This window comes from Pseudomonas sp. R32 (assembly GCF_009866705.1).
GTDB lineage: Bacteria > Pseudomonadota > Gammaproteobacteria > Pseudomonadales > Pseudomonadaceae > Aquipseudomonas > Aquipseudomonas donghuensis.
In genome coordinates this window covers 2,597,002-2,620,886 of sequence record NZ_CP019396.1, presented here as the reverse complement: position 1 = coordinate 2,620,886, position 23,885 = coordinate 2,597,002, and the positions used below count along the sequence as shown (strand labels likewise).

Genomic DNA, 23,885 nt, shown 5'->3' with positions numbered 1-23,885 from the left:
CGAATGAGTACATTTGTACTCCATCCGCTTCACAGCCTCCTGAGCATCCGGACTGCGCTTTCGATCTCATCGATAGCGCCAGGCACGTACTCGGCTGTTACCCAGCGCCAGGAGACGTTGCCAATCAGGCCGCCAGTGGCTTGCCTTCGAAGCTCATCAGCATCGAGCCCCTTCTGCTCAGCTGCAGCCAGGATGGCCACAAGCGCCTGCTCTAAATGCACAACCCGTTCTGCGGACATGGCTGCTCTCCGGTTGAGAGATTCAGCCTAGTTCCTCTCCCCTCTATTGAACAGCCGCGATATGGCGGCAAGGACGAAGTCATGCCTGAAGAGAAGATTGTGTTCGTGAACGGTCGCACTGCCGACTGCGGCTGCCAGATGGACTTCAGCGACGGCGGCGGCGAGTACTCAGACGTGCATCGGATTACCCCTTGTTCCATCCACGCAGTTAAGCCATTCGGCCCCGTCGAGGTTCGGCGCGACGAAAACGGCTGGTGGCACCACCCGGGAATCCCCGACTTTGACGGGACGGAAGACCCGGCGCCATACAAAGCCTGGATTGCCGAGCAAGGCCTGGAGCTGAAGACCTGGGACATGGAGGCAGAGCTGGACTTCCACCCCTACTGGGATGGCGAGGCCCACTGCAACGGCTGGAACCCAGGGTCACCCGGTCCTGATTGGTTCCTGATGGGCATCTTCGATACGGACGACGGTCCGCACGTGCAGTGGGCACGCAAGGTGGTTAAGTCATGAAGGCAAGGATCGAGAAGAAGCTGAGCAGACGCCTGGTCGAGCTTGCCCCGTCGCAGTTCCGCGGCGCATGGCTCGACAAGGACGAGCCAAGCGAACTCGCCTACGAGCAGCGCACCCGGGTCAGCCACGTCTGGAGCGTTGGCGGTGGGGTCGACTACTGGGGCGAAGGCTGCGATGCCTACACCGTCTGGGAGATCTGGAAGATGAACTGGTGCTGGCATGGGCCTTTCGAGGCCTACCCAGAGGGTCACCGCTCTGAAGGATACCCAAACACTGATGGCTTCCGGGCTACCACGATCAACCAGCTGAAACTCGCCGCCGACTGCGAGCGAGCCAGCAAGGAGGCTCGCCGATGACCCGCCTCGCCCTCTGCCTCCTGCTGCTGGCCACCGGCGCCAGCGCAACCGAGAACGTCATCGACGTGCAGCACGACAGCCAGCGCGGCGTCACCTGCTACCTGCTGAATGGGGTCGGAATCAGCTGCATCCCCGACAGCCAGCTCAAGTTGCCCACCAGCACCACCAACAGTGGAGACCAAGACACACGGGCGACTGCGCCTACCTCCATGTGGAAAAACGAGCAATTGCCCACCACCCCTACCCCTGCAAAGGCGCCAGTGTGCTGGAATGAAGAGAGGTATGAGATGTGAGCGAAAAGACCCTGCGCGAAAAGATCATCACCTACATGCAGCAGCGCGAGCAAAACGTCGGCGGCTGGTTCTGCACCTGGTGGTTCAAATTCCACGTATCCGGCGCCAGCGGCACACCGGAGATTCGCCGGGAGCTGGAGCGGATGGAGAAGGAAGGACTGGTCGAGTCGGACCGAAGCCAGAACAACAACACGAAGTGGCGGCTGATCAAGGCGCTCGAGGAGCTGCAGCCATGATCCTCCTACCCATCGCCGCCCCGCTCTACATGGCCTGGATGATCTGGAAGGGGCCTACTCGGTAACGACATCAGGCTCGACGCCTCCAAGCTCCTTGGTAAAACGAGCCCAGGCCTCGAAGCAAGCACGGTGCCGCTTACACATGGCTTGCCACTCAGGTCCGGACATTGTGTTCATCGCCACAAGCCTCATTGCTAAAGACGTTTCCGCGTCGAGCAGAATCAGCAGCTTGTGGGCTTCTATTTGAGATTCATCCGCTTTGGTCATGGTTGAACTCTCTTCCCTATAAGGGGCTGCGATCAATGCCCCTGCCTCTGACTATTTGACATCACGCATTACGAGTTCGATCCGCCGAACTTACACCTCCCCACCTCTGCCGCCATGCGCGGCGTGGAGACAATCATGCAAACCATTAGGAAAAAGCCCGGCGATGAACACGCCGAACAGGAACAGGCCGTTGCCCAGGGAATGGACAAGGTCACAGAAGAGAAGATGGCCGAACTACTGGGGATCACGCTGCGAGCGCTCCAGACCAGGCGCCAGCGGGGAAAGATCCCTGAAGGCATCTGGAACCGAAACGGCCGCAGCATCATTTACAGCAGATGGAGGTATGAGGAATGGCTCGAAAGCCTGTGGGTTTGCCCCCTGGAGTTGAAATCAGAGGGGACGCGCTCCGGATCCGTTTCACTTGGAACGGTGAGCGCCGCGGGGAAACACTTGCCCATCCCCCGACAGCGCAAGGGATCAAGGCGGCCAGCCGTCTACGTGATCAAGTAGTCAACCTCATCAAACACGGCCTGCTGGATGACGAGAAGTACGCCGACCTGTTCCCCGGGTCGGACTTGGCGCTCTCGGCCCAAGCCGCGATACCGAGCTTTGGCGAGTACGCCCAGCTGTGGCTGAACAGCCGCCACATCGTTGGTGGCACCCGCAACAACTACAAGAGCAGTTTCAACCTCTACTGGATGCCGTACCTGGGCCTGCGCCGGATCGACATGATCACGCCGACCATGCTGCGCGGGATCATCGCCAACATTGAGTGGTCCTCCACCGGCGTGAAGCGCAATGCAATCATCAAGCTCGCCAGCGTGTTCAAGACAGCGGTGCTGGATGGGCTGATCGCCAAGAGCCCCACCTCATCGCTCGACAAGCCAAAAGCAGTGAAGAAGGTGGTTGACCCCTACACCAGGGATGAAGCCGAGCGGATTATTGCCCACCTATATAAGACGCTGCACAAGTACTCGCAGATCTATGCCCCCTTCTTCGAGTTCGCTTTCTTCACGGGGTTGCGTCCAGGTGAAGCCATGGGCTTGCAGTGGGATGACATTGACCTGGAGGCGAGAACCGCGAACATCCGGCGTATCATCGTCGATGGCCAGCCAGAAGACCGGACCAAGACGAAGCACCACCGGGTGATACTGCTCAATGAGCGCGCCCTCCACGCCCTGGGCCAAGCCCGGCGCCTGGCCGATCTTCGTCGGATAGCTTCCAAGTCCGCCACTCCCACCAGCCCATTTGTGTTCCAACCGGGCAAAGGCGGGATGTGGATCAGAGAGCCAAGTGTTACAATCAAGCACTTCAAGCTCGCGCTCAAGGCGCTGGGCATCCGTGAACGTCGGCAGTACGACACGCGCCACACCTACGCAACCATGTGCCTAATGGCTGGGATGAACCCCGCGTTCATCGCGAACCAGCTCGGCCATAGCGTCGAGATGTTGCTCTCTACTTACGCAAAATGGATCAGCTCCTCCTCGGATTGGAGGGAGCTGGAGAAGCTGCCGGCTAGAGTCTGATTGGCCCAAAATTGGCCCAAATCAGGCGACGGCACCTAAACACACCTCTGGAACCCCCGCAGGATAAGCACTTGATTTCTACCGCTAACATCACCATGCAGTTCGGCGCCAAGCCCTTGTTCGAGAACGTCTCGGTCAAGTTCAACAACGGCAACCGCTACGGCCTGATCGGCGCCAACGGCTGCGGCAAGTCGACCTTCATGAAAATCCTCGGCAACGATCTGGAGCCGTCCGCCGGCCAGGTCATGCTCGAGCCGAACGTGCGCCTGGGTAAACTGCGCCAGGATCAGTTCGCCTACGAAGAATTCACCGTGATCGACACCGTGATCATGGGCCACGAAGAGCTGTGGAAGGTCAAGGCCGAGCGCGATCGCATCTATTCGCTGCCGGAAATGACCGAAGAAGACGGCATGGCCGTCGCCGAGCTGGAAACCGAGTTCGCCGAGATGGACGGCTACACCGCCGAATCCCGCGCCGGTGAGCTGCTGCTGGGCCTGGGTATCCCGCTGGAACAGCATTTCGGCCCGATGACCGAAGTCGCTCCAGGCTGGAAGCTGCGCGTGCTGCTGGCCCAGGCGCTGTTCTCGGACCCGGAAGTGTTGCTGCTCGACGAGCCAACCAACCACCTGGACATCAACACCATCCGCTGGCTGGAAAACATTCTCACGGCGCGTAACAGCACCATGATCATCATTTCCCACGACCGGCACTTCCTCAACAGCGTCTGCACGCACATGGCCGACCTGGACTACGGCGAGCTGCGCCTGTTCCCGGGCAACTACGACGAGTACATGACCGCCGCGACCCAGTCGCGCGAGCAATTGCTGTCGGACAACGCCAAGAAGAAAGCCCAGATCGCCGAGCTGCAGACCTTCGTCAGCCGCTTCTCGGCCAACGCCTCGAAAGCCAAGCAGGCCACCTCGCGGGCCAAGCAGATCGACAAGATCCAGCTGGCCGAGGTCAAGCCTTCGAGCCGGGTCAGCCCGTTCATCCGCTTCGAGCAGACCAAAAAGCTGCACCGCCAGGCCGTGACCATCGAGAAGATGTCCAAGGGTTTCGACGGCAAGACCCTGTTCGAGAACTTCAGCTTCACCGTTGAAGCGGGCGAACGTGTGGCGATCATCGGCCCCAACGGTATCGGCAAGACCACCCTGCTGCGCACCCTGGTCGGTGAACTGAGCCCGGATGCCGGTGCGGTGAAATGGACCGAAAGCGCTGAACTGGGCTACTACGCCCAGGACCACGCCCACGACTTTGAAGAAGACCTCAGCCTGTTCGACTGGATGGGCCAGTGGACCCAGGGCGAGCAAGTGATCCGCGGCACCCTGGGGCGCATGCTGTTCTCCAACGACGAGATCCTCAAGTCGGTCAAGGTGATCTCCGGTGGTGAGCAAGGCCGCATGCTGTTCGGCAAGCTGATCCTGCAAAAGCCCAACGTACTGGTGATGGACGAACCGACCAACCACCTGGACATGGAATCGATCGAGGCGCTGAACCTGGCGCTGGAAAACTACCCGGGCACGCTGATCTTCGTCAGCCACGACCGTGAGTTCGTGTCGTCGCTGGCCACCCGCATCATCGAGCTGAGCCCGAGCGGTGTGGTGGACTTCAGCGGCACCTACGATGACTACCTGCGCAGCCAGGGTGTGGTGATCTGATCCAGACCTGATCGCGGGGCAAGCCCGCTCCTACAATCCTGTAGGAGCGGGCTTGCCCCGCGATGCTTGAAATCCCGTTAGCCTGCTTTCTTTTCTCCTCGCACCCGGCGATCATGGGCCCTCTCCCACCGCCCGCCAGCGAACGAGCTCATGTCCGCGCAACAACCCGCTCCCGTCGACACCGGGTCGATCACCCGGCAAATCCTTTCAGTTGTCTTCTACACCTTCATCGCCTTCCTCTGCATCGGCCTGCCGATCGCGGTGCTACCCGGCTATGTGCACGATCAACTGGGCTTCAGTGCGGTCATTGCCGGCATCACCATCGGCCTGCAATACCTCGCCACCCTGCTCAGCCGGCCGTTTGCCGGGCGCGCGGCCGACAGCCTGGGCAGCAAGCGGGCAATTATCTATGGGCTGCTGGGGATCGCCGCCAGTGGCGTGCTGACCGTTGCCTCAGCGTTGACGGTGAGCCTGCCGCTGCTGAGCCTGCTGGTACTACTGGCAGGTCGCGTGCTGCTGGGGATCGCCCAGGGGTTGATTGGCGTGGGCACGTTGAGCTGGGGGATCGGCTCGCTCGGCGCCGAACAGACCGCGCGGGTGATTTCCTGGAACGGTATCGCCTCCTATGGCGCCATCGCCATCGGCGCGCCGCTCGGGGTCATGCTGGTTGCCGAGATCAACTTCGCCACCTTGGGCCTGGCCTTGAGTGCGCTGGCGCTGCTGGCGTTGCTGGTGATCCGCAACAAGCCCTCAACACCGATAGTGCGTGGCAAACGCCTGCCCTTCTGGGCCGCATTCGGCCGCGTGGCGCCGTGCGGCGTCAGCCTGACCCTGGCATCGATCGGCTATGGCACCCTGACCACCTTCGTCACCCTGTTCTATCTGGAACAAGGCTGGAGCGGCGCCGCCTGGTGCTTGAGTGCCTTTGGCATGTGCTTCATTGCTTCGCGGCTGCTGTTCGTCAACGCCGTCAACCGCTTTGGCGGTTACCCGGTGGCGATGGCCTGCATGGCCACCGAAGCCCTGGGCCTGGCCTTGCTGTGGCTGGCGCCCAGCCCACTGCTGGCACTGGTAGGCGCAGGGCTTGCCGGTTTCGGTCTGTCGCTGGTGTACCCGGCGCTGGGCGTGGAGGCGATCAAACAGGTGCCCAGCTCCAGCCGTGGTGCCGGCCTGGGCGCTTATGCGGTGTTCTTCGACCTGGCCCTGGCAATTGCCGGGCCGTTGATGGGCGCGGTGGCCCTGCACCTGGGCTATGCCTGGATCTTCTGTGTGGCGGCCTTGCTGGCGCTGCTGGGTGTCGGCTTGACCCTGCTGCTGTCACGGCGCCCCCGCGCTTACTGATCAGCCATGTGCAGCCCGCTTTGTTGCCGGGTAGCCAAGGTGTGGTTGAAAAAACGCGCGGCCTCGGCCTGCAAGGACAGGTGAATATCCTCACGATCGACGCCGTCCGGGTCGTTGCACAAGGCCGCCATCTTCTGCCGCTGTTCGTCGTCGCAGGGCGCCATGAAGACGAAATGCCCGGCACCCGCGAGCAGTGTGTAGTTGGGCGTGAGCGGCAGCTTGCGCGCCAGGGCCTGGGCGTTTTTGTCGATGGCCAGCAACTGGTCCTTGTCGCCACTATAGATAAGCGCCGGGACCCTGACCTCGGCCAGGGCGTGGCGGCCGAACATCAGGCTCAAGGGCGCCATCAACAGCAACGCCTTGACCCGTGGATCAGGCGCGGCGCGCAGGTCGGCGCGATCAGCGATCAGCACCCCCTTGGTCTTGCAGGCAACGGCATCCTGCGGCCGCTCCTGGCAATAGCGCCGCAGACGCTCCAGGTCCGGTTGCGCGCCCGACAGGATCAGCGCCGTCTCGCCACCGGCCGAATAGCCAATCACGCCCACCTGCGGGCCGTTGATGTACGGGGCGAGAAACCCATCGTCGAGGCTGGCGCTGATCGCCGCGCTGATCTGCAAGGGGCGGCCGTAAAGATTGCTCAGGGTTCCCAGGCGGCTGTGGTCACGGGCGTTGTCACCTGGATGGGTCACGGCGACAACGATAAAACCGCGCCGCGCCAAGGCCGTGGCCAGATCGTGCAAGGCCAGGGGCGTGCCGGTATTGCCGTGGGAAAGCAGCAACAGCGGATAACGGCCCATGACCATGGGCGCGCCTTCCCAGGCCTGGACCCGATAGCCGTCGATACGGCTGCTGCGCTCGGGGCCGCTGGACGGATAGAACGCCAGTGCCTGCACCGGTTGCGCATCCAGCGGGTCGGCGAAGCTCAGCCGGTGCACACCGACACTCCAGTGCGCAGCCGGCTCGGCATACACCGTCAGCGGGCCGCCCAGCAGCACAAGCAGGAATAACGCGCCAAGACGCCGCATCGTTTTGCACCTTACCCAACGCTGTCGATCAATGCTGACAGTGCGCAGCATAGAACGGGCCGGATCGGCGCAGATGAAGACTCCATGAAAAAACCGACTGCAGGCCATGCCTGCAGTCGGTCTGGGTGACGCTAGCGCTATCAGGCCGCGGCGAACAGGTCGTTGCTGATCTGCAGTTGCGCGGCGTTCAGGGCCTTGACCCGGTGCTCATCGCCATAGGCCAGGCCATGGGCGCGGACGATTTCCAGGTCGGTGATGCCGATGAAACCGAGGAACACCTTGAGGAACTCTTCATGGCCGACCGCCGTTGGCTGGCCAGCGTGCAGGCCGCCTGCGGTCGATACCAGGATCACTTTTTTGTCGCCGCACAGACCTTCGGGGCCGGCTTCGGTATAGCGGAAAGTCTTGCCGGCAACTGCGACGCGGTCGATCCAGGCCTTGAGCTGGGTCGGCACGGTGAAGTTGTACATCGGTGCGGCCAGTACCACGGCGTCGGCGTCGAGGAACTCCTGCAGGGTTTCGGCGCTGAGCTTGGCTTCATGCTGTTGCGCGGCATCGCGCAGTTCTTCCGGGGTGCCCGCAGCGACCAGGGTCGCGGCCGAAAAGTGGCTGATGGCGTCGCCTGCCAGGTCACGGTAAGTCACTTGCAGCGACGGGTCGGCGGCTTTCCAGGCTTCAACCACGCTGCGGCTCAGTTGGCGGGAGGCGGAATTGTCGCCCAGGATGCTCGAATCGATATGCAACAGTTTCATGGGACTCTCCTGAATGAAGACCGCGAGTGGGCGATCACGATGGGGAGAATCCTACTTGGGTGACGAATAGCTGATAAGTCAGCAAAAATGCGTTAGTTTGTCCTACTGACAGGACAATGGTACCCCCATGCAAGACCTTAACGATCTTTTCTACTTTGCCCGGGTGGTTGAAGCCGGTGGTTTTGCCGCCGCTGGCCGGCTGCTGGGGATCCCCAAATCACGCCTGTCGCGGCGCATCGCCGAGCTTGAAGAGCGCCTGGGCACGCGGCTGCTGCAACGCACCACACGCCAGTTGAAGCTGACGGCCGTGGGTGAACGCTACCTGCGCCACTGCCAGGCGATGCTGCTGGAGGCGGAGATGGCCGACGAAGCGGTGGCGAGCATGACCAGCGAACCGCGCGGGCGCTTGCGGGTGTCGTGCCCGGTGGGCCTGGCCCATGAATTTCTGCCCGATGTGATCAGCCGCTTCCTGCAGCAATACCCGCAGGTGCAACTGGACATGATCCTGCTCAACCGCCGGGTCGACCTGATTACCGAAGGCGTCGATGTTGCCCTGCGCGTGCGTGACCTGGGTGATGAAGACCCAGCCCTGGTCACCCGCCGCCTGCGTCAGGCGCAGATGTTTCTGGTGGCCTCGCCGCAATTCGCCGCCGCGCAAGCGCTCGATCATCCGCAAGACCTGGCCAGCCTGCCGGTGCTCGGCGCGGTGGATGCCGACCGCCTGGTCCACCTGCGCCTGCTCGATGCCCAGGGCCATAAGCATGAACTGGCGCTGGAGGCGCGCCTGGCCATCGACGACTTTGTGGTGCGCAAGGCCGCCGCCGTTGCAGGCCTGGGCTTTACCGCGCTGCCGATCATGCACTGCGAAGCGGAACTTGCCCGTGGCGAGTTGGTGCGCGTGCTGCCAGACTGGTCGTTGCCTGGCGGTTATCTGCAGGCGGTCTACCCCCATCGGCGTGGGCTATTGCCGGCGGTACGGGTATGGATCGATCATCTGGTGGCAGAATTCGCCCAATGCGGGGAGCGTTATGTCTGAAGGGAAAATCACCGAAACCCAGGTCGCGGCCTTCTGCCTGAGCCTGCCGGGTGCGCGGGAAGACTACAAATGGGGCGGCGTGCGGGTGTTCTCGGTGGCCGGCAACAAGATGTTCGCGGTGCTTGACCTGGCCGGTGCCGGGCTTTCGTTCAAGGTCGATAACGAGCTGTTTCTGGGCTATGCCGACCGCCCCGGCGTGCGCCCGGCGCCCTACCTGGCGCGGGCCCACTGGATCAGCATGGCGCCGCCCTACCCCATGGGCCGGGCTGAACTGACCGAGCTGCTGCAGCGCTCGCACCAACTGGTGGTGCGGCGTCTGCCCAAGCGCCTGCAGCCGGGGCTGCTTATCTGAGCACGGGCGCCAACGCCGCCCCCAGCCAGCGGCCACCCAGCAGCAGGTGGTCGACCCAGAACAGCTGGTGCACAGCGACAATGGCCCAAAAACTCAGCTGGAACGACAGCTTGCGGGTCTTGTGCCGAAAGCGTTGCTGGGCCAGCAAGGCGCCCGGCCAGCCGCCACACAGCTCACTGGCGTGTAAAACCTTCTCCGGCGTGCGCCAGGCCTGATTGCGGGCCTGCTGCTTGTCGCGCCAATACAGCACAAAGCTCACCAGGCTGGCCAGCGGGTAGGCCAACGCCGGCACCCACGACTGGCCGCTGAGCAGCATCTGCAGGGCCCCACCCACGGGCAGCAGGCACAGGGCGACAAAAACCAGCAGCTTGCCGCGCGGGTTTTGGATCGCGCCGCTGGCAGAGGCTGCGCGGCGCTGTTGGCTCTGGCTACGGCTCATCTCAACCGTGCGCCGTGGTCCAGTCGACCCAACCGAACAGCCAGGTGCCGAGAATGATCAGGCCGAACCCGATGCGGTACCAGGCGAAGGCCGCGTAGCTGTGGTTGGCGATGAACTTGAGCAGGCCGCGCACGGCGATCATGGCGAAAATGAACGACACCACGAAGCCGATGGCAAATACCGGGAAGTCGTCGGGCTGGAACAGCTCGCGGTATTTGTAGCCCGAGTACACGGCGGCACCGACCATGGTCGGCATGGCCAGGAAGAACGAAAATTCGGTGGCCGCCTTGCGCGACAGGCCGAACAGCAAGCCGCCGATGATGGTCGAGCCGGAACGCGAAGTGCCCGGGATCATCGCCAGGCACTGGGCGCAACCAATCTTCAGCGCGTCGCTCCAGCGCATGTCATCGACCTGGTCAACGCGGATCACATGCTGGCGGCGCTCGGCCCAGAGCATGATCACGCCACCGACCACCAGGGCGGCGGCCACGGTGATGGGGTTGAACAGGTATTCATGGATCAGGTCGGCGAACAGCACGCCGAGCACCACGGCCGGCATGAAGGCGATCAGCAGGTTGACGGTGAAGCGTTGTGCTTCGCGCTGACGCGGCAGCCCCACTACCACGTCGAAGATCTTGCGACGAAATTCCCAGACCACCGCCAGGATCGCGCCCAGCTGGATGATGATGTTGAAGGCCATGGCCCGCTCACCACCGAAGTTGATCAGATCGGCGACGACGATCTGGTGGCCGGTACTGGAGATCGGCAAGAACTCCGTCAAGCCTTCGACAATACCTAGAATGACAGCCTGCAGGCCGGTCCAAAGATCCATGCTTCCCCCGTGAGGCAATGCCTGCGGCATGCCCCTTTATAGTCTTTTAGTTGCCAATGGCTGTTCAGCGCCTGGCCGTTTTACAGCGACAGTTGGTCGCAAAGCCAGCAGAAAAGTTCACGCGGCCTTCAGGTTTATCCCGTCGAGGCCGAAATCCTATCAGACCTCTCGGATAAACGCTGCTGGGACGACGCAACAGACCTCAACGAATCAAGCACTTAGTCCTTGGTCGAGTAGGTGGCGGGAGGCAAAGCATGCTTGGATGTGGGCAACAATAAAAAAGAACTCGAGGTAAGCATTCCATGAAGACTCTTCGCAGTATGTCGATCAGCCGGCGCTTGTGGCTGATCCTGGTAGTGGCAGTGGTGATGCTGGTAACCCTCGGTTTGCTGATGCTGCGCCAGATTCATGGTGACCTGTACCAGGCCAAGGCGGAAAAAACCCGCCATGTGGTAGAAACCGCCGCCGGCGTGCTGGCGTATTACCAGGGGCTGGAAGCAGCCGGCACATTGAGCCGCGACGCGGCCCAGCAACAGGCCCTGAGCGCCGTGCGCGGCCTGCGTTACGACCAGAATGACTATTTCTGGATCAACGACCTGGGGCCGAAGATGATCATGCATCCGACCAACCCCAAGCTCGACGGCCAGGACCTGTCGGCGATTCGCGACCCGGACGGCTTTGCCCTGTTCAACGAGATGGCCGCCCTGGCCAAGGCCAAGGGTGCCGGCAGCATCGACTACCGCTGGCCGAAGCCGGGTGCCAGCGAGCCGGTGAAAAAAACCTCCTACGTTCAACTGTTCAAGCCGTGGGGCTGGGTGATTGGCTCGGGCGTCTATATCGACGACATGCAGGCCGAGTTCATCCGCCAGGTGCGCGACGCCTCGATCCTCGGCCTGGGCATCGCCCTGGTGATGGCCCTGCTGGTGGTGTTGATCGCCCGCAGCATCGCCCGGCCGCTGCAGGAGGCGGTCGATGCCATGGCCACCATCGCCAGTGGCGAGAGCGACCTGACCCGGCGCCTGGATACCCACGGCAGCGATGAAGTGACCCAGCTGGGTACCCACTTCAACAGCTTCACCGGCAAATTGCAGGGCGTGGTCAGCCAGTTGCAGGGCGCGGTACATGCCCTGGCGCAATCGGCCAGCGATGTGGGCAACAACGCCGGCCAGGCCCAGCAGCGCAGCGAACAGCAGTCCCAGCAAATGGAGCAAGTCGCCACGGCTATCAACGAAGTGACCTACGCGGTGCAGGATGTGGCGAAGAATGCCGAACAGGCTTCCAGCGAGATGCGCGATGCCCAGTTGCGCGCCGAACAAGGCCAGCAGAGTATCCATGGCAGCCTGCAACGTATCGACCAGCTGTCGGCGACCATCGATGAAGCCGTGCAGGTCATTCGCGCCCTGGCCGGCCAAAGCACACGCATTGGCAGCGTGCTTGAGGTGATTCGCTCGATTGCCGAGCAGACCAACCTGCTGGCCCTCAACGCGGCCATCGAAGCGGCCCGCGCCGGCGAACAAGGTCGAGGGTTTGCCGTGGTGGCCGACGAAGTGCGCTTGCTGGCCCAGCGCACCCAGCAGTCCACCGCCGAAATCCAGAGCATGATCGAACACCTGCAGGGCCAGTCCGAAGCGGCCGTCAAGGCCATCGACGCCAGCAGCGAGGCCTCGCGCCAGACCGTCGAGCAGGCCAGCGAAGCCGGGGTGAGCCTGGATGCCATCAGCCAGGCACTGCACAACCTGACGGCGCTCAATGCCTCGATTGCCAGTGCCACCTTGCAGCAGTCCCATGTGGTCGAAGAGATCAACCGCAACGTCACCGAAACGGCGAACCTGTCGCAGCAAACCGCCCTGGCGGCGCAGCACTCCAGCGACTCGGGCAAAGCGCTTACACGGTTGAGCACGCAGCTTGAGCAACTGCTGCGGCAATTCCGGGTTTAACGCAAATCATGTAAAACTTCTGCCAATAGACTGCCTGACGAAATTGCCCCTAAGGTAAAGCCTCCCCCATGGAAGGAGGCTACACCCATGCACAAGTACCCCTTGGCACGCCCGTGTCATAGCCGCTGACCGGCGTCACCGAGGCGAACAGCGACAGCGCAGGCAGCTCGCTGGTGGTCGTGGATTCGATGGTATCGGTTTGCAAGTCATTCATGGCAGACAGCCTCGGTAGCAGGGGGGAACAACGTTTCGGCCCTGCGTGCATACCGCCATGAAAACAGGCCGACCTGGTTAAAGTCGACCCTTATTCAATACCTCGTTATCGAGGCCAACAACTGACAAAAATGCTAGGTGGCAGTCCAAACCTCATGCCTGTGCGTCCCTCGCGTATGCCAGAAGTAGCGCCAACAGGTACAATCGCGCTTTTGCGCACACTACCAAGGAACGCCGATGTCCGGCCTCGAACTGTTCGCCGCCGTGCTCGGCGTTATCGCCGTCTGGCTCACTGCCAAGCAGAACCCCTGGTGCTGGCCGATTGGCCTGGTGATGGTGCTGCTCTACACCTGGGTCTTCTATGACGTGAAGCTGTATTCGGACATGCTTCTGCAACTGGTCTATGCCGTGCTGCAACTCTATGGCTGGTGGCAATGGACGCGTCCGGACAGCGTGCGCGAGGCGCGCCAGGTCAGCCTGTTGCCGACGCATTCGGTTGCTTTTGGCCTGGGTATCGGCTTGCTCGGCAGCCTGGGCCTGGGTGCGGCCATGGCCACCTGGACCGACGCCGCCCACCCATGGCTGGACGCCGCCCTGACCGGTTTCAGCCTGGTCGCGCAACTGTGGATGGCGCAAAAGCGTCTGCAGTGCTGGCCGCTGTGGATCGTCCTCGATGTGATTTTCGTTGGCCTGTTCCTGTACAAGGCCATGTACCTGACTGCCGCGCTCTACGCGCTGTTCACCCTGATCGCGGTGCAGGGCTGGCGCGATTGGCGGCGTGACCCGGCGCTGGCCTACGCATGAAGGTCTTGGTACTCACGGGCCCTGAATCCAGCGGCAAAAGCTGGCTCAGCCATGAAATCCAGGCGCACTTCGGTGGCGAGCTGGTGGGCGAGTTCGTACGTCACTTCATTGACGAACAGGCACGCGATACCTGCTATGCCGACATCCCGACCATCGCCCGCGGGCAGTTGGCCTGGGAAGACGCGGCCCGCGCCCGGCAGCCGCATCTGCTGATTCTCGATACCCATCTGTTGAGCAACATGCTCTGGAGCCGCACGTTGTTTGGCGATTGCCCGGCGTGGCTCGAAGCGGCCTTGTTGGCGCGCCATTATGACGTGCACTTACTGCTCAGCCCCGAGTCAATTGCCTGGCACGACGACGGGCAACGCTGCCAGCCGCAACTGGCCGAACGCCAGGCGTTTTTCCAGGCTACCGCTGACTGGTTGGCGCTGCACCAGCTGCCATATCAGGTGGTGCAAGGCGACTGGGAGCAGCGCCGGTGCGCGGCATTTGCAGCGGTAGAGCGCTTGCTCAAGGCCTGAATGGCCGCCCTCTGCAGCCAAATGTCCATTCCTGAAACACTGGTCACTGCGCAAACCCGCGATCTAAAGCGGCCCCAGTGCGCGTACGCAACAGTGTTAAACACCTGAAACAGCCACGGTCCGGGCCCCTTGATGAGCGCAGGCGCGCGCTGGATCCATGTTTGTACGCCATCTGCGTCTCAATGGCGTTACACGAAATTTTCACAATTGCGCTCAGTAAACTCAAACCGTTGTTTTTCCGCGACAAATAGAAACCGGCACACCTTCTGCTCTCTTCCTCGCACCGCTAAGTACGGCCTGCGCACTCGAAGAAGGAATTGCCATCGTGGGAAAGATTGATAAGGGTATTTATCGCCTCCTGCTGGTCGGATGTGCATTGGGGTCAAGCTTGAGCTGGCCTGTCCAGGCCGAGAACGGGATCATCGTGATTACCCGCGATGTGCAACCGCGCAACGCCATGCGTCCCCCCCTGGCTCCCGACCCCTACCCGACCACCGTCAATACCAACCCGTCGGCACACGTTCTCAAGCAAACCAACGAGTTGAGCGATGGCGACTTTGCCTCGATCAGCAGCGGTGCCGGCATCAATGTCCTGGTCACGCAACAGACCAATAACCTGGGCGGCAACATCAACAACCAGACCCAACTGCCCAACCTGGCCGGCGGACGTTCCGGCAACGCCGGCAACGGCATCTCCAACATGGTCAATTCAAATGTGCAAAAAGGTCTGGCGCCCCTGCAGATCCTGACCGGAGGCCAATGAGATGAAGCACTCGCTGCTGATTCTGGCCATGTTTTGCAGTGCCCCGGCCTTCGCCCAGCCCCCAGTGATCAACAACGCCACCATCGACAGTTCCGGCACGCATTACCAAGGCAACCTCACAGTCAACCAGGCTGCCGGCGATCAACAGCAACAGGCCAACGCCCGGGCCTTCGCCATTGGCCATGGCGCCAGCGCAAACACCCAGATACGTCAACGCCTGCGCAGCCCTGGCGACCCCGCGATCGCAGCCCAAGCCAACATCCAGGGCAATGCCTTCAGCCAGGGCAGCGGCGCACTGGGGGTCAACCAGAGCGCCGGTGCCAGTACCCAGCAAGCCAACGCACTGCGTATCAGCATCAGTGCGCAGCCACAAAGTATCGACGACAGCGTCCTCATGCAGCAAAACGTGGCGCTGCTCAACAACTCCGATCCAGCTGACGCTGCACCCGGCTATCGCCAGGTCACCACCAGTGACCAGGCCTTCACCGGTAGCCGTGGGGTGATTCAGTTGAATCAGAGTGCAGGGGTGGGAAACCGAACGGCCAACACCCTGAGCATACGGGTCGCGGACTGACCCAAATAGTTAGGAACAACACTTAACCTAAAATAAAGTACGGAGAATCACCATGAAACCCTCGATGGCACTCAAGCCTCTGGTGTTCGCAATTGCTGCGGTCATGGCTGTTGCTGTACAAGCTGGGCAGAATGATCGGCGTGGCAATGACCATCATCACAATGGTCACCACAACAACGGTCACCACACCCCTCCTCCAACCAAGATCCCTGTCTATGCGACTGCCAATGCCAATGATAGCCAGCGCAGCACCGGCAACCGCATCCACAACGAAGGGACCGAGAACTCAGCCGAGATGACCGATTCCGCCGAAGGCTCGAGCGGCAACGTCGGTGTCAACGTGGCGGCCGGTAACGGCAACCAACAAGACAACGCCGCGGCCATCGCCAACGCTCAATCCGAATCGAGCGTTGACAACACCTTCGTCTTCGGTACTGCCGAAGCTACCGCCCGCGTCACGCAATACAGCAACAACAACAAGGTCAACAACTGGTCGACGCAAAACTCTGCGGTCATGAGCGGATCTGCCAGTGGTGCCAACGGCAACGTCGGTATCAACATTGCGGGTGGCGACCTTAACCAACAGAAAAACACCATGGCCATTGCCAATACCAATGCGCCACTCGGTAACGCAAGAGCCACCGCCTCTGCCAATCAAAACGGTCCTGGCCTGACTGTCAACAACTACGCCGATCGGGAAACCCGTCTGGATACGCTGACCTTTACCAAAACCATCAGCGGTTCGTCTTCTCGCGAAGGCACCTTCGACGCCAGTGTTGATAAGAGCGCTTCGTCGAGCTCCAGTGCCAGCGGTTCGCGCAGCTCTGAGGCCAGCGGTTCGAAGAGCTGGAGTGCCAGCGGTTCCAACAGCATGACTGCCAGCGGTTCCAACAGCTCGAGTGCCAGCGGCTCCAACAGCTCGAGTGCCAGCGGTTCGGGCAGCTCGAGTGCCAGTGGTTCCAACAGCTCGAATGCCAGTGGTTCCAACAGCCGCGATACCAGCGCAACCAGCAGTGCTTCTCTGGACGTCGCACTGAACGCCGCCGCCGAGGCTGCCCGGTCCGTCACCACGGATGATGGCCGTCGCGAACGCACCCGCAGCCAAGAAGCCAGTGCATCGCTTGATGTAACACTTAATGCATCGATCGATGCATCGCGCGAAACTTCGTTCGACTCTTCGTTCGACAGATCGCGCGACTCGTCGTGGGATAAATCGCGTGACTATGCGTACGACAAATCGCGTGATTCTTCCTACGATAGATCCCGTGATTCTTCTTACGATAAGTCCCGTGACTCTTCTTACGATAAGTCCCGTGAATCTTCGTACGATAAATCGTCGTCCTCCTCGTTCGAGAAAGCCTACGAAAAAGCTTCTGAGTCTTCGAGCTCCATCTCGAAAAGCTACAGCGAAGCCGACTCGTTTGAGCTGAGCAACAGTGTTTCCTTCCAAGTGCTGACTCCAATTGGCTGGGCAAACCCTGTGACCAACACTGCAACCCTGAACGGTTCGGTTAATGGTGGCAGTGGCAACCTGGGCGTCAACGTAGCTGCTGGTGTGGGCAACCAACAAAGCAACTCGCTGGCCATCTCCAACACCTCGATGTAATTGCCGTGGCCTGGAGGCCCCCTTCGGGGGGCCTTTTTTCACTACCAGCAGGGGGGTGTCGAACATGCGCATTATCGTCTTGGCGTTTTTTCTTTGCCTGGCCAGTCTGAGTGAAGCTGCACAAATGCCACTTTCCGTGTTGCCGGGTGGTGCGGTGATATTCAAGCCCATCCAAAGCGTACGCGAGCGCAAATTCGCCGACCTTGTGCAACAGAAAACCGACTTCAGTTGCGGCGCCGCTGCCCTGGCGACCATATTGCGCCAGGCCTATTGGCTGGACGTGAATGAAGAACAGATTATCGAAGGCATGCTGGCCCACGCCGATCAGGACCTGGTCCGTGTCCAGGGCTTCTCCATGCTCGACATGAAGCGTTATGTCGAAAGCCTGGGCATGCGTGCCCGCGGTTACCGGGTAGCCGTCGAGACCTTGCACACCATCCGCATTCCGGTGGTGGTGCTGATGGACATCCGTGGCTACAAGCATTTTGTGGTCATGCAAAAAGTTCACAACGGCTGGGTATACATCGGTGATCCGGTGCTTGGCCATAAGCGCTTCAAAGTCGACGACTTTGTCAAAGGCTGGAACGGCATCATCTTTGCCATCATCGGCCAGGGTTACGACAAGACCAATGCCCTGCTCGACCCGCCGCTACCGCTTACCGCCAAGAACCGCATCAACACCTTCACTCCGGTGCAAGACGCCGAGCTGATGGATTTCGGATTCATCCCAAGCGACTTCTTCTAATGACAAGGGAGCACGAAGCTCCGGGAGCATCCAATGAAGACTTCAATCTGGCTCGCCGTGCTTTGCCTGGCCACCAGCCTGCCAACCCAGGCGCAGACGCTCAAACCCATTGAACTGAAGGATCAGGAACTGGCAAACCTGCGAGGCCGCTTTGTCATGCCGGGGCGGATCATCAGCTTTGGCATTGTCATGAGCAGCACCTGGCAAAATGCCAATGGTGAAGTCATCGGCGCAACGTCCTCGATGCACATTCAACAGTCGACCATCACGCCACAATTCTATGTGTCAATGATCGACGAAAAAGGCACGGGCTCGGCGCGTTCGCAAAACACCGGGACCGGCACCGTCACCGGTGGCAGCGGCCTCAGCAGCACCGAAGGCGTGACGCAGATCGTGCGTGCTGCCGGTGACAACAACAGCGCCTACAACAACGTTGATATCAACGTCACCAGGGCCAACCAGGCGTCAGCAACCGCAACCCAACCACAAGGCCAGGCACTGGCCGCAGGCTCGACGCTGGTCGGCGCCAACGGCGCAGGCTCGCTGAGCATTTCGTCCACCGGCAGCGGTGTGCAACTGAACATCGTCGCCAGCAACAACCAGGGCAGCACCGTGCAGCGCCTGGCTCAGGGCGGGCTGATGCAGAACACCACCTTGCTCGGCGCTGGCAACCAGGTCAGCAACCTCACCTCTCTGAATGTCGTGCTACGTGACAACGTGCCGACCGCCGGGGCGCTGAACGGCAACCTCGATCAGCTCAAAGGCCTTCGCACGCTCGGATTCTGATCTACGCTCAGTCTCACCATCCGAATGCAGAAGGGACGGCTAACCCATGCACCGATCGATGACGTTCAGGGCTATCGTCTGTTTGAGTAGCCTGGCTCCAGCCACATTGCTCTACGCAGCCGCCGACCCCCAGGTCGAAGCACTAAAACAAGAACTCATGGAGTTGAAACAGCGTTACGAGGCACAGCAGCAAGCGCTGATGGTCCTCGAACAACGCGTTCGCCAGGTTGAAGAAGCACCTGCCACACCTGCCCCCAAACGCCTGACCAGGTCCCCTGCCGAGACGGTCAAGGGTGGCCAGACCGTGGCATCCGGTGCGCCGGGTACCACCGGCAGCTCCTACGGCCAGTCGCTCAAAGACGATTCGGAGCCTGCACAAAGCGTTTCCAACCTGTATGACGAAGCCAGCGGCTTTTTCGGTGGCGGCAAGTTCAGCGTCGAAACCGGCCTGACCTACACCCACTACGATACTCGGGCATTGGTCCTCAACGGTTTTCTGGCACTGGACTCGATTTTCCTCGGCAACATCAACCTCGACCGCATCAAAGCGGACAACTGGACCCTGGACCTGACGGCCCGCTACAACCTGGATCAGCGTTGGCAGTTCGACATCAACGTCCCCGTGGTCTACCGCGAATCCACCTACTCCTCTGGCGGCGCAGGTGGCGCCGGCCCGGTTTCATCCGAAGCGACCGTCAGACGCGATCCCACCATTGGCGATGTCAACTTCGGCGTTGCCTACAAGTTTCTGGATGAATCGGAAAACCTGCCCGACGCAGTCGTCACCCTGCGGGTCAAGGCCCCCACCGGCAAGGAGCCTTATGGCATCAAGCTGGTCAACGACCCCACCAACGACAACTTGTCGGTGCCCGAAAGCCTCCCCACCGGCAATGGTGTCTGGGCGATCACACCAGGTATTTCGCTGGTCAAGACCTTCGACCCTGCCGTGCTCTTCGGCAGCCTGTCCTACACCTACAACATGCAAGACTCGTTCAGCGATATCAGCCCGACGATCAACACCAAAGTTCCGGGTGACGTGAAGCTTGGCGACTCCTGGCAGATCGGTGCCGGTATTGCCTTTGCCTTGAACGAGAAAATGAGTATGTCGTTTTCGTTCTCCGACCAGTTTGCCAGCAAAAGCAAGATCAAACCCGATGGCGGCGACTGGCAGTCGGTTCCCAGCAGCGACTACAACGCGGCAAACTTCAACATCGGCATGACCCTTGCCGCTACCGACAACCTGACCATCGTCCCCAACCTGTCCATTGGACTGACCGACGACGCGCCAGACTTCTCCTTCAGTCTGAAGTTTCCGTACTACTTCTAATCCTCGCGCCCACGAAAAAGCCCGCTTCAGCGGGCTTTTCCAGCGCTGCTCAACGAATTTGATGCTTATGCAACAGCCGGTAGAACGTAGGCCGGGAAACCCCCAGTACCTTGGCGGCAATACTCAAGTTGTCGCTGTGCCGGTTGAGCACATCACATAAAGCCTGGCGCTCGGCCCGGTGCTTGTAGTCTTCAAGGGTGCCCATGCTCGGGACGAAAGCATGCGGGCTGAGCAGCCCCAGGTCCTGAGCCTCGATCTGCCGGCCCTCGGCCAGAACCAGACCGCGCCGGACCCGATTGGCCAGTTCACGTACATTGCCCGGCCAATCGTGCTTGCCCATCGCCACCAAGGCATCCTCGCTGAAGCTGCGCGGGCGTCGCCCGGTTTCCAGGCTGTAGAAATGCGAAAAATGGCTGGCCAGCATCGACAGATCGCCGTGGCGGTCTCGCAGCGGCGCGGTGACGACCTGCAGCACATTGAGGCGGTAATACAAGTCTTCGCGAAAGCGCCCGCTGTCGATGGCCTTTTCCAGGTCGACGTGGGTGGCGGCCAAAACCCGCACATCCACGGCAATCGGCTGGCTGCCGCCCACCCGCTCGATATGCTTCTCCTGCAAAAAACGCAGCAGGTTGGCCTGCAGCTCCAGTGGCAGATCGCCGATTTCATCGAGAAACAGGGTGCCGCCGTTGGCCGCTTCAATACGGCCGATCTTGCGTTGATGGGCGCCGGTAAAGGCGCCTTTCTCATGGCCGAACAGTTCGGACTGGATCAGGTGTTCGGGGATCGCGCCGCAATTGATCGCCACGAAGGGCTTGTCGTGGCGCTGGGACTGGCGATGCAGGGTCCGCGCCACCAACTCCTTGCCGGTACCGCTTTCGCCGCGGATCAGCACCGGTGACTCGGTGGGCGCCAGCTTGCTCAGCAGCTTGCGCAGCTCGCGGATCGGATGGCTATCGCCCAACAGTTCATGCTCGGTCTCGTCGACATGCACGTTGCCCTTGCCTCGCAGGCGCGCCATGCCAAAGGCCCGGCCGAGGGTGACCTGCACCCGCGAGACATCGAACGGCAAGGTATGAAAGTCAAAAAACCATTCGCAGACAAAATCGCCGACATTCTGCGCCCGCAGCTCTTCGGCGCTCAAGACCGCGATCCATTCGGTGTTGCTGCGGCTGATCAGGTCCTTGACCGCATCTGGGGGCTGCAGGTGCGAAGCCTGCAAGCGCAACAGGCCTACGTCGCAGGGATGCTCAAGGGCCGAAGACAAGGTACAGCTATGCACATCCCAGCCCACACTGCGCAAGCCTGGCAACAGGCGATGACAGTCATCGCACGGATCGACGATCAGCAGGCGGCGGTTGGATGCAGGCTCTAGCATGACCTTTTCCTTGGCGCCAATAGTTGGAATTTTAAGCAGAAACAGTGTGTTGGCAGGCCCGTTTTAACAGTAGCAACGATGCGTCAATATCCCACTACCGTCTGTCTGCAAAGCATCGTTAGTTGCCTAAGGGTCGGGAATTTTTCTGCGCTTTCAACGTCTGAAGCGGCGACACTTGGTCGCGTTGTGTCACTGCGGTTAAATAATTTTCAATAGAGATGTGACTCACCTTGGTGCTGCGTGCATCAGTACAAGTAACTCACCGCGGCGCAAACAGGCGCGCGGGTTTATTCCATGTTTGGGCCCACAGAGAGACCGAACCCATGAACGCCCCGCTGCGTGTCAACGAAGCCCTGCTGATTGCCGACCACGCCTTTGAACCTTTCCAGTGTGTTGCCTGGGATGTACCCAACGGTACCGGCGAGTTGAGCCTGGCAGTCATCGACCGGACCAGCACCCGCATTGGCAGCAAGCAAGTTCCTTGCAGCACCTACTCCGACCCTGCGCAACTGGCTCATTTGATTGAAGAAGTTCGTGCCGAGTTGAGCGAGAAAGGTTATACGCTGCAGCCTTGGTCGATGCCCAAGTAAAGAGCGTTTAATTGCCAAAGGCGCTGTATTCGCGCACGCCTTTGGCAACGTTGCTATAACTCGCTGGACAAACTGCGACACGTGGCCGCAGTTGTTTTTATTTATACCAGGCTATCCACCGAGCACCGCCAGTGTCTCCAGGTGCTGGTAATCGGCATGCAGTTGTTGCGCAAGTAACTGTGCCCTTCCCAGCTTGACCGGCGAACTTTCGATATCCACCAACAGCGATTGGCAAGGCAGCGGCTGCAGCGCCTGCCAAGCCTTGAGCCGGCCATCGGTCACAATCAGGCAACGCTGAAGTTCTGCCGGATAGCGTCGTTGACGCGCCTGCAGCCAGTCCCGTGCCTGTTCCAGTGCCGCCAGCAATGGCGTACCGCCGCCCGCCCCCAACGCCTCCAGCCACGGCTGCAAGCTCGCCGATGCTTTCAGCCCGTGGCGTTGCCAACGCGGCGCGTTACCGCTGGCGGTGAGCAGGGTCAGCCGCGCACGACGGCGGTAGGCCTGATCAAAAAACTCGCCAAGCATGCCCTTGGCCCGGCTCAGGGCCTGGTGGCGGCGGGTTGACGCCGAAGCATCGACAATCACCAGCCACAACTCATGGGCGCTGGCCGTGCGCTGTTGCCAGCACAGGTCGGTGCGCGTGCGCGGGCGGCCCTTGAGCAAGGTCGCCGGCCAGGCCACCGCGCCGGATGCAGCCTGCTTGCCACGCCCACGTGGGCCTGCGGCAAGTGCTCCGGGTCGGGGTTTGGCATCCGCGCTGGTGTGCCGGCGGATGCTCAGGGCTTTTTTGCCCAGCTCGGTACCTCGCGCCGGGCGCCGCTCGGGGTGGCTTGTGGCGCCAGTTCGCCCCATTGACCCTGGCCTTGCTGGCCGGCCGATGGCGGCATCGCCGCACCGTTGTCTGGCGCTTGCGGTTGTGGCGCGGGGGCTTCACGGCGGCGATGGCGCAAGGCGAATTCGGCCACGGCATCGATATCCTCGGCTTCGATCGCCAGCGCACCACGCCAGGCCGCGTGGGCCCGGGCCGCCCGCAGCCAGACCAGGTCGGCGCGCAAGCCATCGACGCCAGCGGCAAAGCAGCGCTCGGTAATCTGCGCCAGAGCCTGGTCATCCAGGGCAATCTGCGTCAAACGTTCGCGAGCACCGTGACAACGCTCGCGCAGGGCCGCCTGAGCGGGCGCCCACTGGGCACAGAACGCCTCGGGATCACTGTCGAAATCAAGGCGCCTGCGAATGATCTGGCCACGGGCTTCGGGCAACGGCTGGCCTTCGAGCACGACATTAAGGCCGAAGCGGTCGAGCAGTTGCGGGCGCAACTCGCCCTCCTCCGGGTTCATGGTGCCTATCAGCACGAAACGGGCGCTGTGGCGGTGGGAAATACCGTCGCGCTCGACCCGGTTGGTGCCACTGGCAGCCACGTCCAGCAACAGGTCGACCAGGTGATCCGCCAGAAGATTGACTTCATCCACATAAAGCACGCCGCCGTCGGCCTTGGCCAGCACACCGGGGGAGAATTGCGCCTTGCCTTGGCCCAGTGCCGCATCCAGGTCAAGTGTGCCAACCAGGCGCTCCTCACTGGCGCCCAAGGGCAAGGTCACGAACGGCCCCTCGCCGAGCAAATCGGCCAGGCCCCGGGCCAGGGTGCTCTTGGCCATGCCGCGCGGCCCTTCGATCAGCACGCCGCCGATCTTCGGGTCGATGGCGGTCAGGCACAACGCCAGCTTCAGCTGATCGGCGCCAACCACGGCGGCCAGGGGGAAGTGTGCAGGTTCGCTCATC

29 protein-coding genes and 1 pseudogene are annotated in these 23,885 nt (G+C 61.3%); 20 read left to right on the top strand and 10 right to left on the bottom strand.

Annotation, left to right across the window (positions count from 1 at the left end; all coding sequences use genetic code 11):
• Nucleotides 1–29: 29 nt before the first annotated feature.
• On the bottom strand, nt 30–239 hold the full coding sequence (locus tag PspR32_RS12230; RefSeq protein ID WP_159388547.1) for a hypothetical protein: 210 nt from the start codon (nt 237–239) through the stop codon (nt 30–32).
• Nucleotides 240–320: 81 nt separating this feature from the next.
• On the opposite strand from PspR32_RS12230, the gene PspR32_RS12225 reads away from it, so the two are divergent.
• Genes PspR32_RS12225 through PspR32_RS12210 form a run of 4 tightly spaced genes read left to right on the top strand, consistent with a single transcriptional unit; the run spans nt 321 to nt 1,637 of the window.
• Complete coding sequence (locus PspR32_RS12225) at nt 321–752, top strand: hypothetical protein (RefSeq protein WP_232531844.1); 432 nt, start codon at nt 321–323, stop codon at nt 750–752.
• Nucleotides 749–1,108 carry a hypothetical protein gene (locus PspR32_RS12220; protein ID WP_159388546.1) on the top strand — a complete coding sequence of 120 codons (360 nt, stop codon included), beginning with the start codon at nt 749–751 and terminating at the stop codon, nt 1,106–1,108. The genes PspR32_RS12225 and PspR32_RS12220 overlap by 4 nt, the downstream gene beginning before the upstream one ends.
• A complete protein-coding gene (locus PspR32_RS12215; protein ID WP_159388545.1) occupies nt 1,105–1,401 on the top strand; it encodes a hypothetical protein in 297 nt (98 codons plus the stop codon). The genes PspR32_RS12220 and PspR32_RS12215 overlap by 4 nt, the downstream gene beginning before the upstream one ends.
• A complete protein-coding gene (locus tag PspR32_RS12210) occupies nt 1,398–1,637 on the top strand; it encodes a hypothetical protein (protein ID WP_159388544.1) in 240 nt (79 codons plus the stop codon). The genes PspR32_RS12215 and PspR32_RS12210 overlap by 4 nt, the downstream gene beginning before the upstream one ends.
• A gap of 54 nt (nt 1,638–1,691) precedes the next feature.
• On the opposite strand, the gene PspR32_RS12205 is transcribed toward PspR32_RS12210, so the two are convergent.
• On the bottom strand, nt 1,692–1,904 hold the full coding sequence (locus PspR32_RS12205; protein ID WP_159388543.1) for a hypothetical protein: 213 nt from the start codon (nt 1,902–1,904) through the stop codon (nt 1,692–1,694).
• A gap of 350 nt (nt 1,905–2,254) precedes the next feature.
• On the opposite strand from PspR32_RS12205, the gene PspR32_RS12200 reads away from it, so the two are divergent.
• The 3 genes from PspR32_RS12200 (at nt 2,255) to PspR32_RS12190 (ending at nt 6,429) form a co-directional block, all read left to right on the top strand.
• Nucleotides 2,255–3,430: a tyrosine-type recombinase/integrase gene (locus PspR32_RS12200; protein ID WP_159388542.1), complete on the top strand. Its 1,176-nt coding sequence runs from the start codon at nt 2,255–2,257 to the stop codon at nt 3,428–3,430.
• Nucleotides 3,431–3,501: 71 nt separating this feature from the next.
• The gene (locus tag PspR32_RS12195; protein WP_010226270.1) at nt 3,502–5,088 is read left to right on the top strand and encodes an ABC-F family ATPase; all 1,587 of its coding nucleotides are present in this window, start codon (nt 3,502–3,504) and stop codon (nt 5,086–5,088) included.
• Nucleotides 5,089–5,238: 150 nt separating this feature from the next.
• Nucleotides 5,239–6,429 carry an MFS transporter gene (locus PspR32_RS12190; RefSeq protein WP_159388541.1) on the top strand — a complete coding sequence of 397 codons (1,191 nt, stop codon included), beginning with the start codon at nt 5,239–5,241 and terminating at the stop codon, nt 6,427–6,429.
• Here PspR32_RS12190 and PspR32_RS12185 read toward each other — a convergent pair.
• Together PspR32_RS12185 and PspR32_RS12180 are read right to left on the bottom strand one after the other, a co-directional pair.
• Nucleotides 6,423–7,454: an alpha/beta hydrolase family protein gene (locus tag PspR32_RS12185; RefSeq protein WP_159388540.1), complete on the bottom strand. Its 1,032-nt coding sequence runs from the start codon at nt 7,452–7,454 to the stop codon at nt 6,423–6,425. The two genes, PspR32_RS12190 and PspR32_RS12185, sit on opposite strands and share 7 nt — an antisense overlap.
• A gap of 140 nt (nt 7,455–7,594) precedes the next feature.
• The gene (locus PspR32_RS12180; RefSeq protein WP_010222058.1) at nt 7,595–8,206 is read right to left on the bottom strand and encodes an FMN-dependent NADH-azoreductase; all 612 of its coding nucleotides are present in this window, start codon (nt 8,204–8,206) and stop codon (nt 7,595–7,597) included.
• Nucleotides 8,207–8,333: 127 nt separating this feature from the next.
• Here PspR32_RS12180 and PspR32_RS12175 point away from each other — a divergent pair, with 127 nt between their 5' ends.
• Both PspR32_RS12175 and PspR32_RS12170 read left to right on the top strand, forming a co-directional pair.
• Nucleotides 8,334–9,242, top strand: a complete 909-nt coding sequence (locus tag PspR32_RS12175) for a LysR substrate-binding domain-containing protein (RefSeq protein WP_036995812.1) — start codon at nt 8,334–8,336, stop codon at nt 9,240–9,242.
• Complete coding sequence (locus PspR32_RS12170) at nt 9,235–9,594, top strand: MmcQ/YjbR family DNA-binding protein (protein WP_010222055.1); 360 nt, start codon at nt 9,235–9,237, stop codon at nt 9,592–9,594. Before PspR32_RS12175 ends, PspR32_RS12170 begins: the two co-directional genes overlap by 8 nt.
• Here PspR32_RS12170 and PspR32_RS12165 read toward each other — a convergent pair.
• Both PspR32_RS12165 and PspR32_RS12160 read right to left on the bottom strand, forming a co-directional pair.
• Nucleotides 9,587–10,033, bottom strand: a complete 447-nt coding sequence (locus PspR32_RS12165; protein ID WP_036995814.1) for a DUF1294 domain-containing protein — start codon at nt 10,031–10,033, stop codon at nt 9,587–9,589. The genes PspR32_RS12170 and PspR32_RS12165 overlap by 8 nt on opposite strands.
• A gap of 1 nt (nt 10,034) precedes the next feature.
• Complete coding sequence (locus tag PspR32_RS12160) at nt 10,035–10,865, bottom strand: undecaprenyl-diphosphate phosphatase (protein WP_010222052.1); 831 nt, start codon at nt 10,863–10,865, stop codon at nt 10,035–10,037.
• A gap of 302 nt (nt 10,866–11,167) precedes the next feature.
• On the opposite strand from PspR32_RS12160, the pseudogene PspR32_RS26675 reads away from it, so the two are divergent.
• A pseudogene (locus PspR32_RS26675) lies at nt 11,168–11,944 on the top strand (cache domain-containing protein); the annotation flags it as partial.
• A gap of 123 nt (nt 11,945–12,067) precedes the next feature.
• Nucleotides 12,068–12,802: a methyl-accepting chemotaxis protein gene (locus PspR32_RS26670; RefSeq protein ID WP_442967033.1), complete on the top strand. Its 735-nt coding sequence runs from the start codon at nt 12,068–12,070 to the stop codon at nt 12,800–12,802.
• Between the two features lie 79 nt (nt 12,803–12,881).
• On the opposite strand, the gene PspR32_RS26480 is transcribed toward PspR32_RS26670, so the two are convergent.
• Nucleotides 12,882–13,016, bottom strand: coding sequence for a hypothetical protein (locus PspR32_RS26480; RefSeq protein ID WP_257792413.1), 135 nt, complete (start codon nt 13,014–13,016; stop codon nt 12,882–12,884).
• A 236-nt stretch (nt 13,017–13,252) separates the two neighbouring features.
• Between PspR32_RS26480 and pnuC the strand changes: the two genes are divergently transcribed.
• The 8 genes from pnuC (at nt 13,253) to PspR32_RS12115 (ending at nt 20,141) form a co-directional block, all read left to right on the top strand.
• A complete protein-coding gene (pnuC, locus tag PspR32_RS12150; RefSeq protein ID WP_010222050.1) occupies nt 13,253–13,819 on the top strand; it encodes a nicotinamide riboside transporter PnuC in 567 nt (188 codons plus the stop codon).
• Complete coding sequence (locus tag PspR32_RS12145) at nt 13,816–14,340, top strand: AAA family ATPase (RefSeq protein WP_159388538.1); 525 nt, start codon at nt 13,816–13,818, stop codon at nt 14,338–14,340. The genes pnuC and PspR32_RS12145 overlap by 4 nt, the downstream gene beginning before the upstream one ends.
• Nucleotides 14,341–14,665: 325 nt before the next feature.
• The gene (locus tag PspR32_RS12140; protein ID WP_010222048.1) at nt 14,666–15,103 is read left to right on the top strand and encodes a hypothetical protein; all 438 of its coding nucleotides are present in this window, start codon (nt 14,666–14,668) and stop codon (nt 15,101–15,103) included.
• Nucleotide 15,104: 1 nt separating this feature from the next.
• Nucleotides 15,105–15,677 (top strand): hypothetical protein, encoded by a 573-nt coding sequence (locus PspR32_RS12135; RefSeq protein WP_010222047.1) that lies wholly within the window; start codon nt 15,105–15,107, stop codon nt 15,675–15,677.
• A gap of 52 nt (nt 15,678–15,729) precedes the next feature.
• Nucleotides 15,730–17,283, top strand: coding sequence for a heme utilization protein (locus PspR32_RS12130; protein WP_159388537.1), 1,554 nt, complete (start codon nt 15,730–15,732; stop codon nt 17,281–17,283).
• 64 nt (nt 17,284–17,347) lie between these two features.
• A complete protein-coding gene (locus tag PspR32_RS12125) occupies nt 17,348–18,028 on the top strand; it encodes a C39 family peptidase (RefSeq protein WP_010222045.1) in 681 nt (226 codons plus the stop codon).
• Between the two features lie 33 nt (nt 18,029–18,061).
• Nucleotides 18,062–18,814: a hypothetical protein gene (locus tag PspR32_RS12120; RefSeq protein ID WP_159388536.1), complete on the top strand. Its 753-nt coding sequence runs from the start codon at nt 18,062–18,064 to the stop codon at nt 18,812–18,814.
• A gap of 46 nt (nt 18,815–18,860) precedes the next feature.
• Nucleotides 18,861–20,141, top strand: coding sequence for a transporter (locus PspR32_RS12115; protein ID WP_010222043.1), 1,281 nt, complete (start codon nt 18,861–18,863; stop codon nt 20,139–20,141).
• Nucleotides 20,142–20,190: 49 nt separating this feature from the next.
• Here PspR32_RS12115 and PspR32_RS12110 read toward each other — a convergent pair whose 3' ends face one another.
• Nucleotides 20,191–21,516 carry a sigma-54 dependent transcriptional regulator gene (locus PspR32_RS12110; RefSeq protein ID WP_010222042.1) on the bottom strand — a complete coding sequence of 442 codons (1,326 nt, stop codon included), beginning with the start codon at nt 21,514–21,516 and terminating at the stop codon, nt 20,191–20,193.
• 323 nt (nt 21,517–21,839) lie between these two features.
• Between PspR32_RS12110 and PspR32_RS12105 the strand changes: the two genes are divergently transcribed.
• Nucleotides 21,840–22,106: a hypothetical protein gene (locus tag PspR32_RS12105; RefSeq protein WP_010222038.1), complete on the top strand. Its 267-nt coding sequence runs from the start codon at nt 21,840–21,842 to the stop codon at nt 22,104–22,106.
• Nucleotides 22,107–22,217: 111 nt separating this feature from the next.
• Here the strand turns inward: PspR32_RS12105 and PspR32_RS12100 are convergent, their stop codons facing one another.
• Nucleotides 22,218–22,958 carry a vWA domain-containing protein gene (locus PspR32_RS12100; RefSeq protein WP_100782717.1) on the bottom strand — a complete coding sequence of 247 codons (741 nt, stop codon included), beginning with the start codon at nt 22,956–22,958 and terminating at the stop codon, nt 22,218–22,220.
• Nucleotides 22,883–23,884 (bottom strand): ATP-binding protein, encoded by a 1,002-nt coding sequence (locus PspR32_RS12095; protein ID WP_100782716.1) that lies wholly within the window; start codon nt 23,882–23,884, stop codon nt 22,883–22,885. Before PspR32_RS12095 ends, PspR32_RS12100 begins: the two co-directional genes overlap by 76 nt.
• Nucleotide 23,885: the final 1 nt, after the last annotated feature.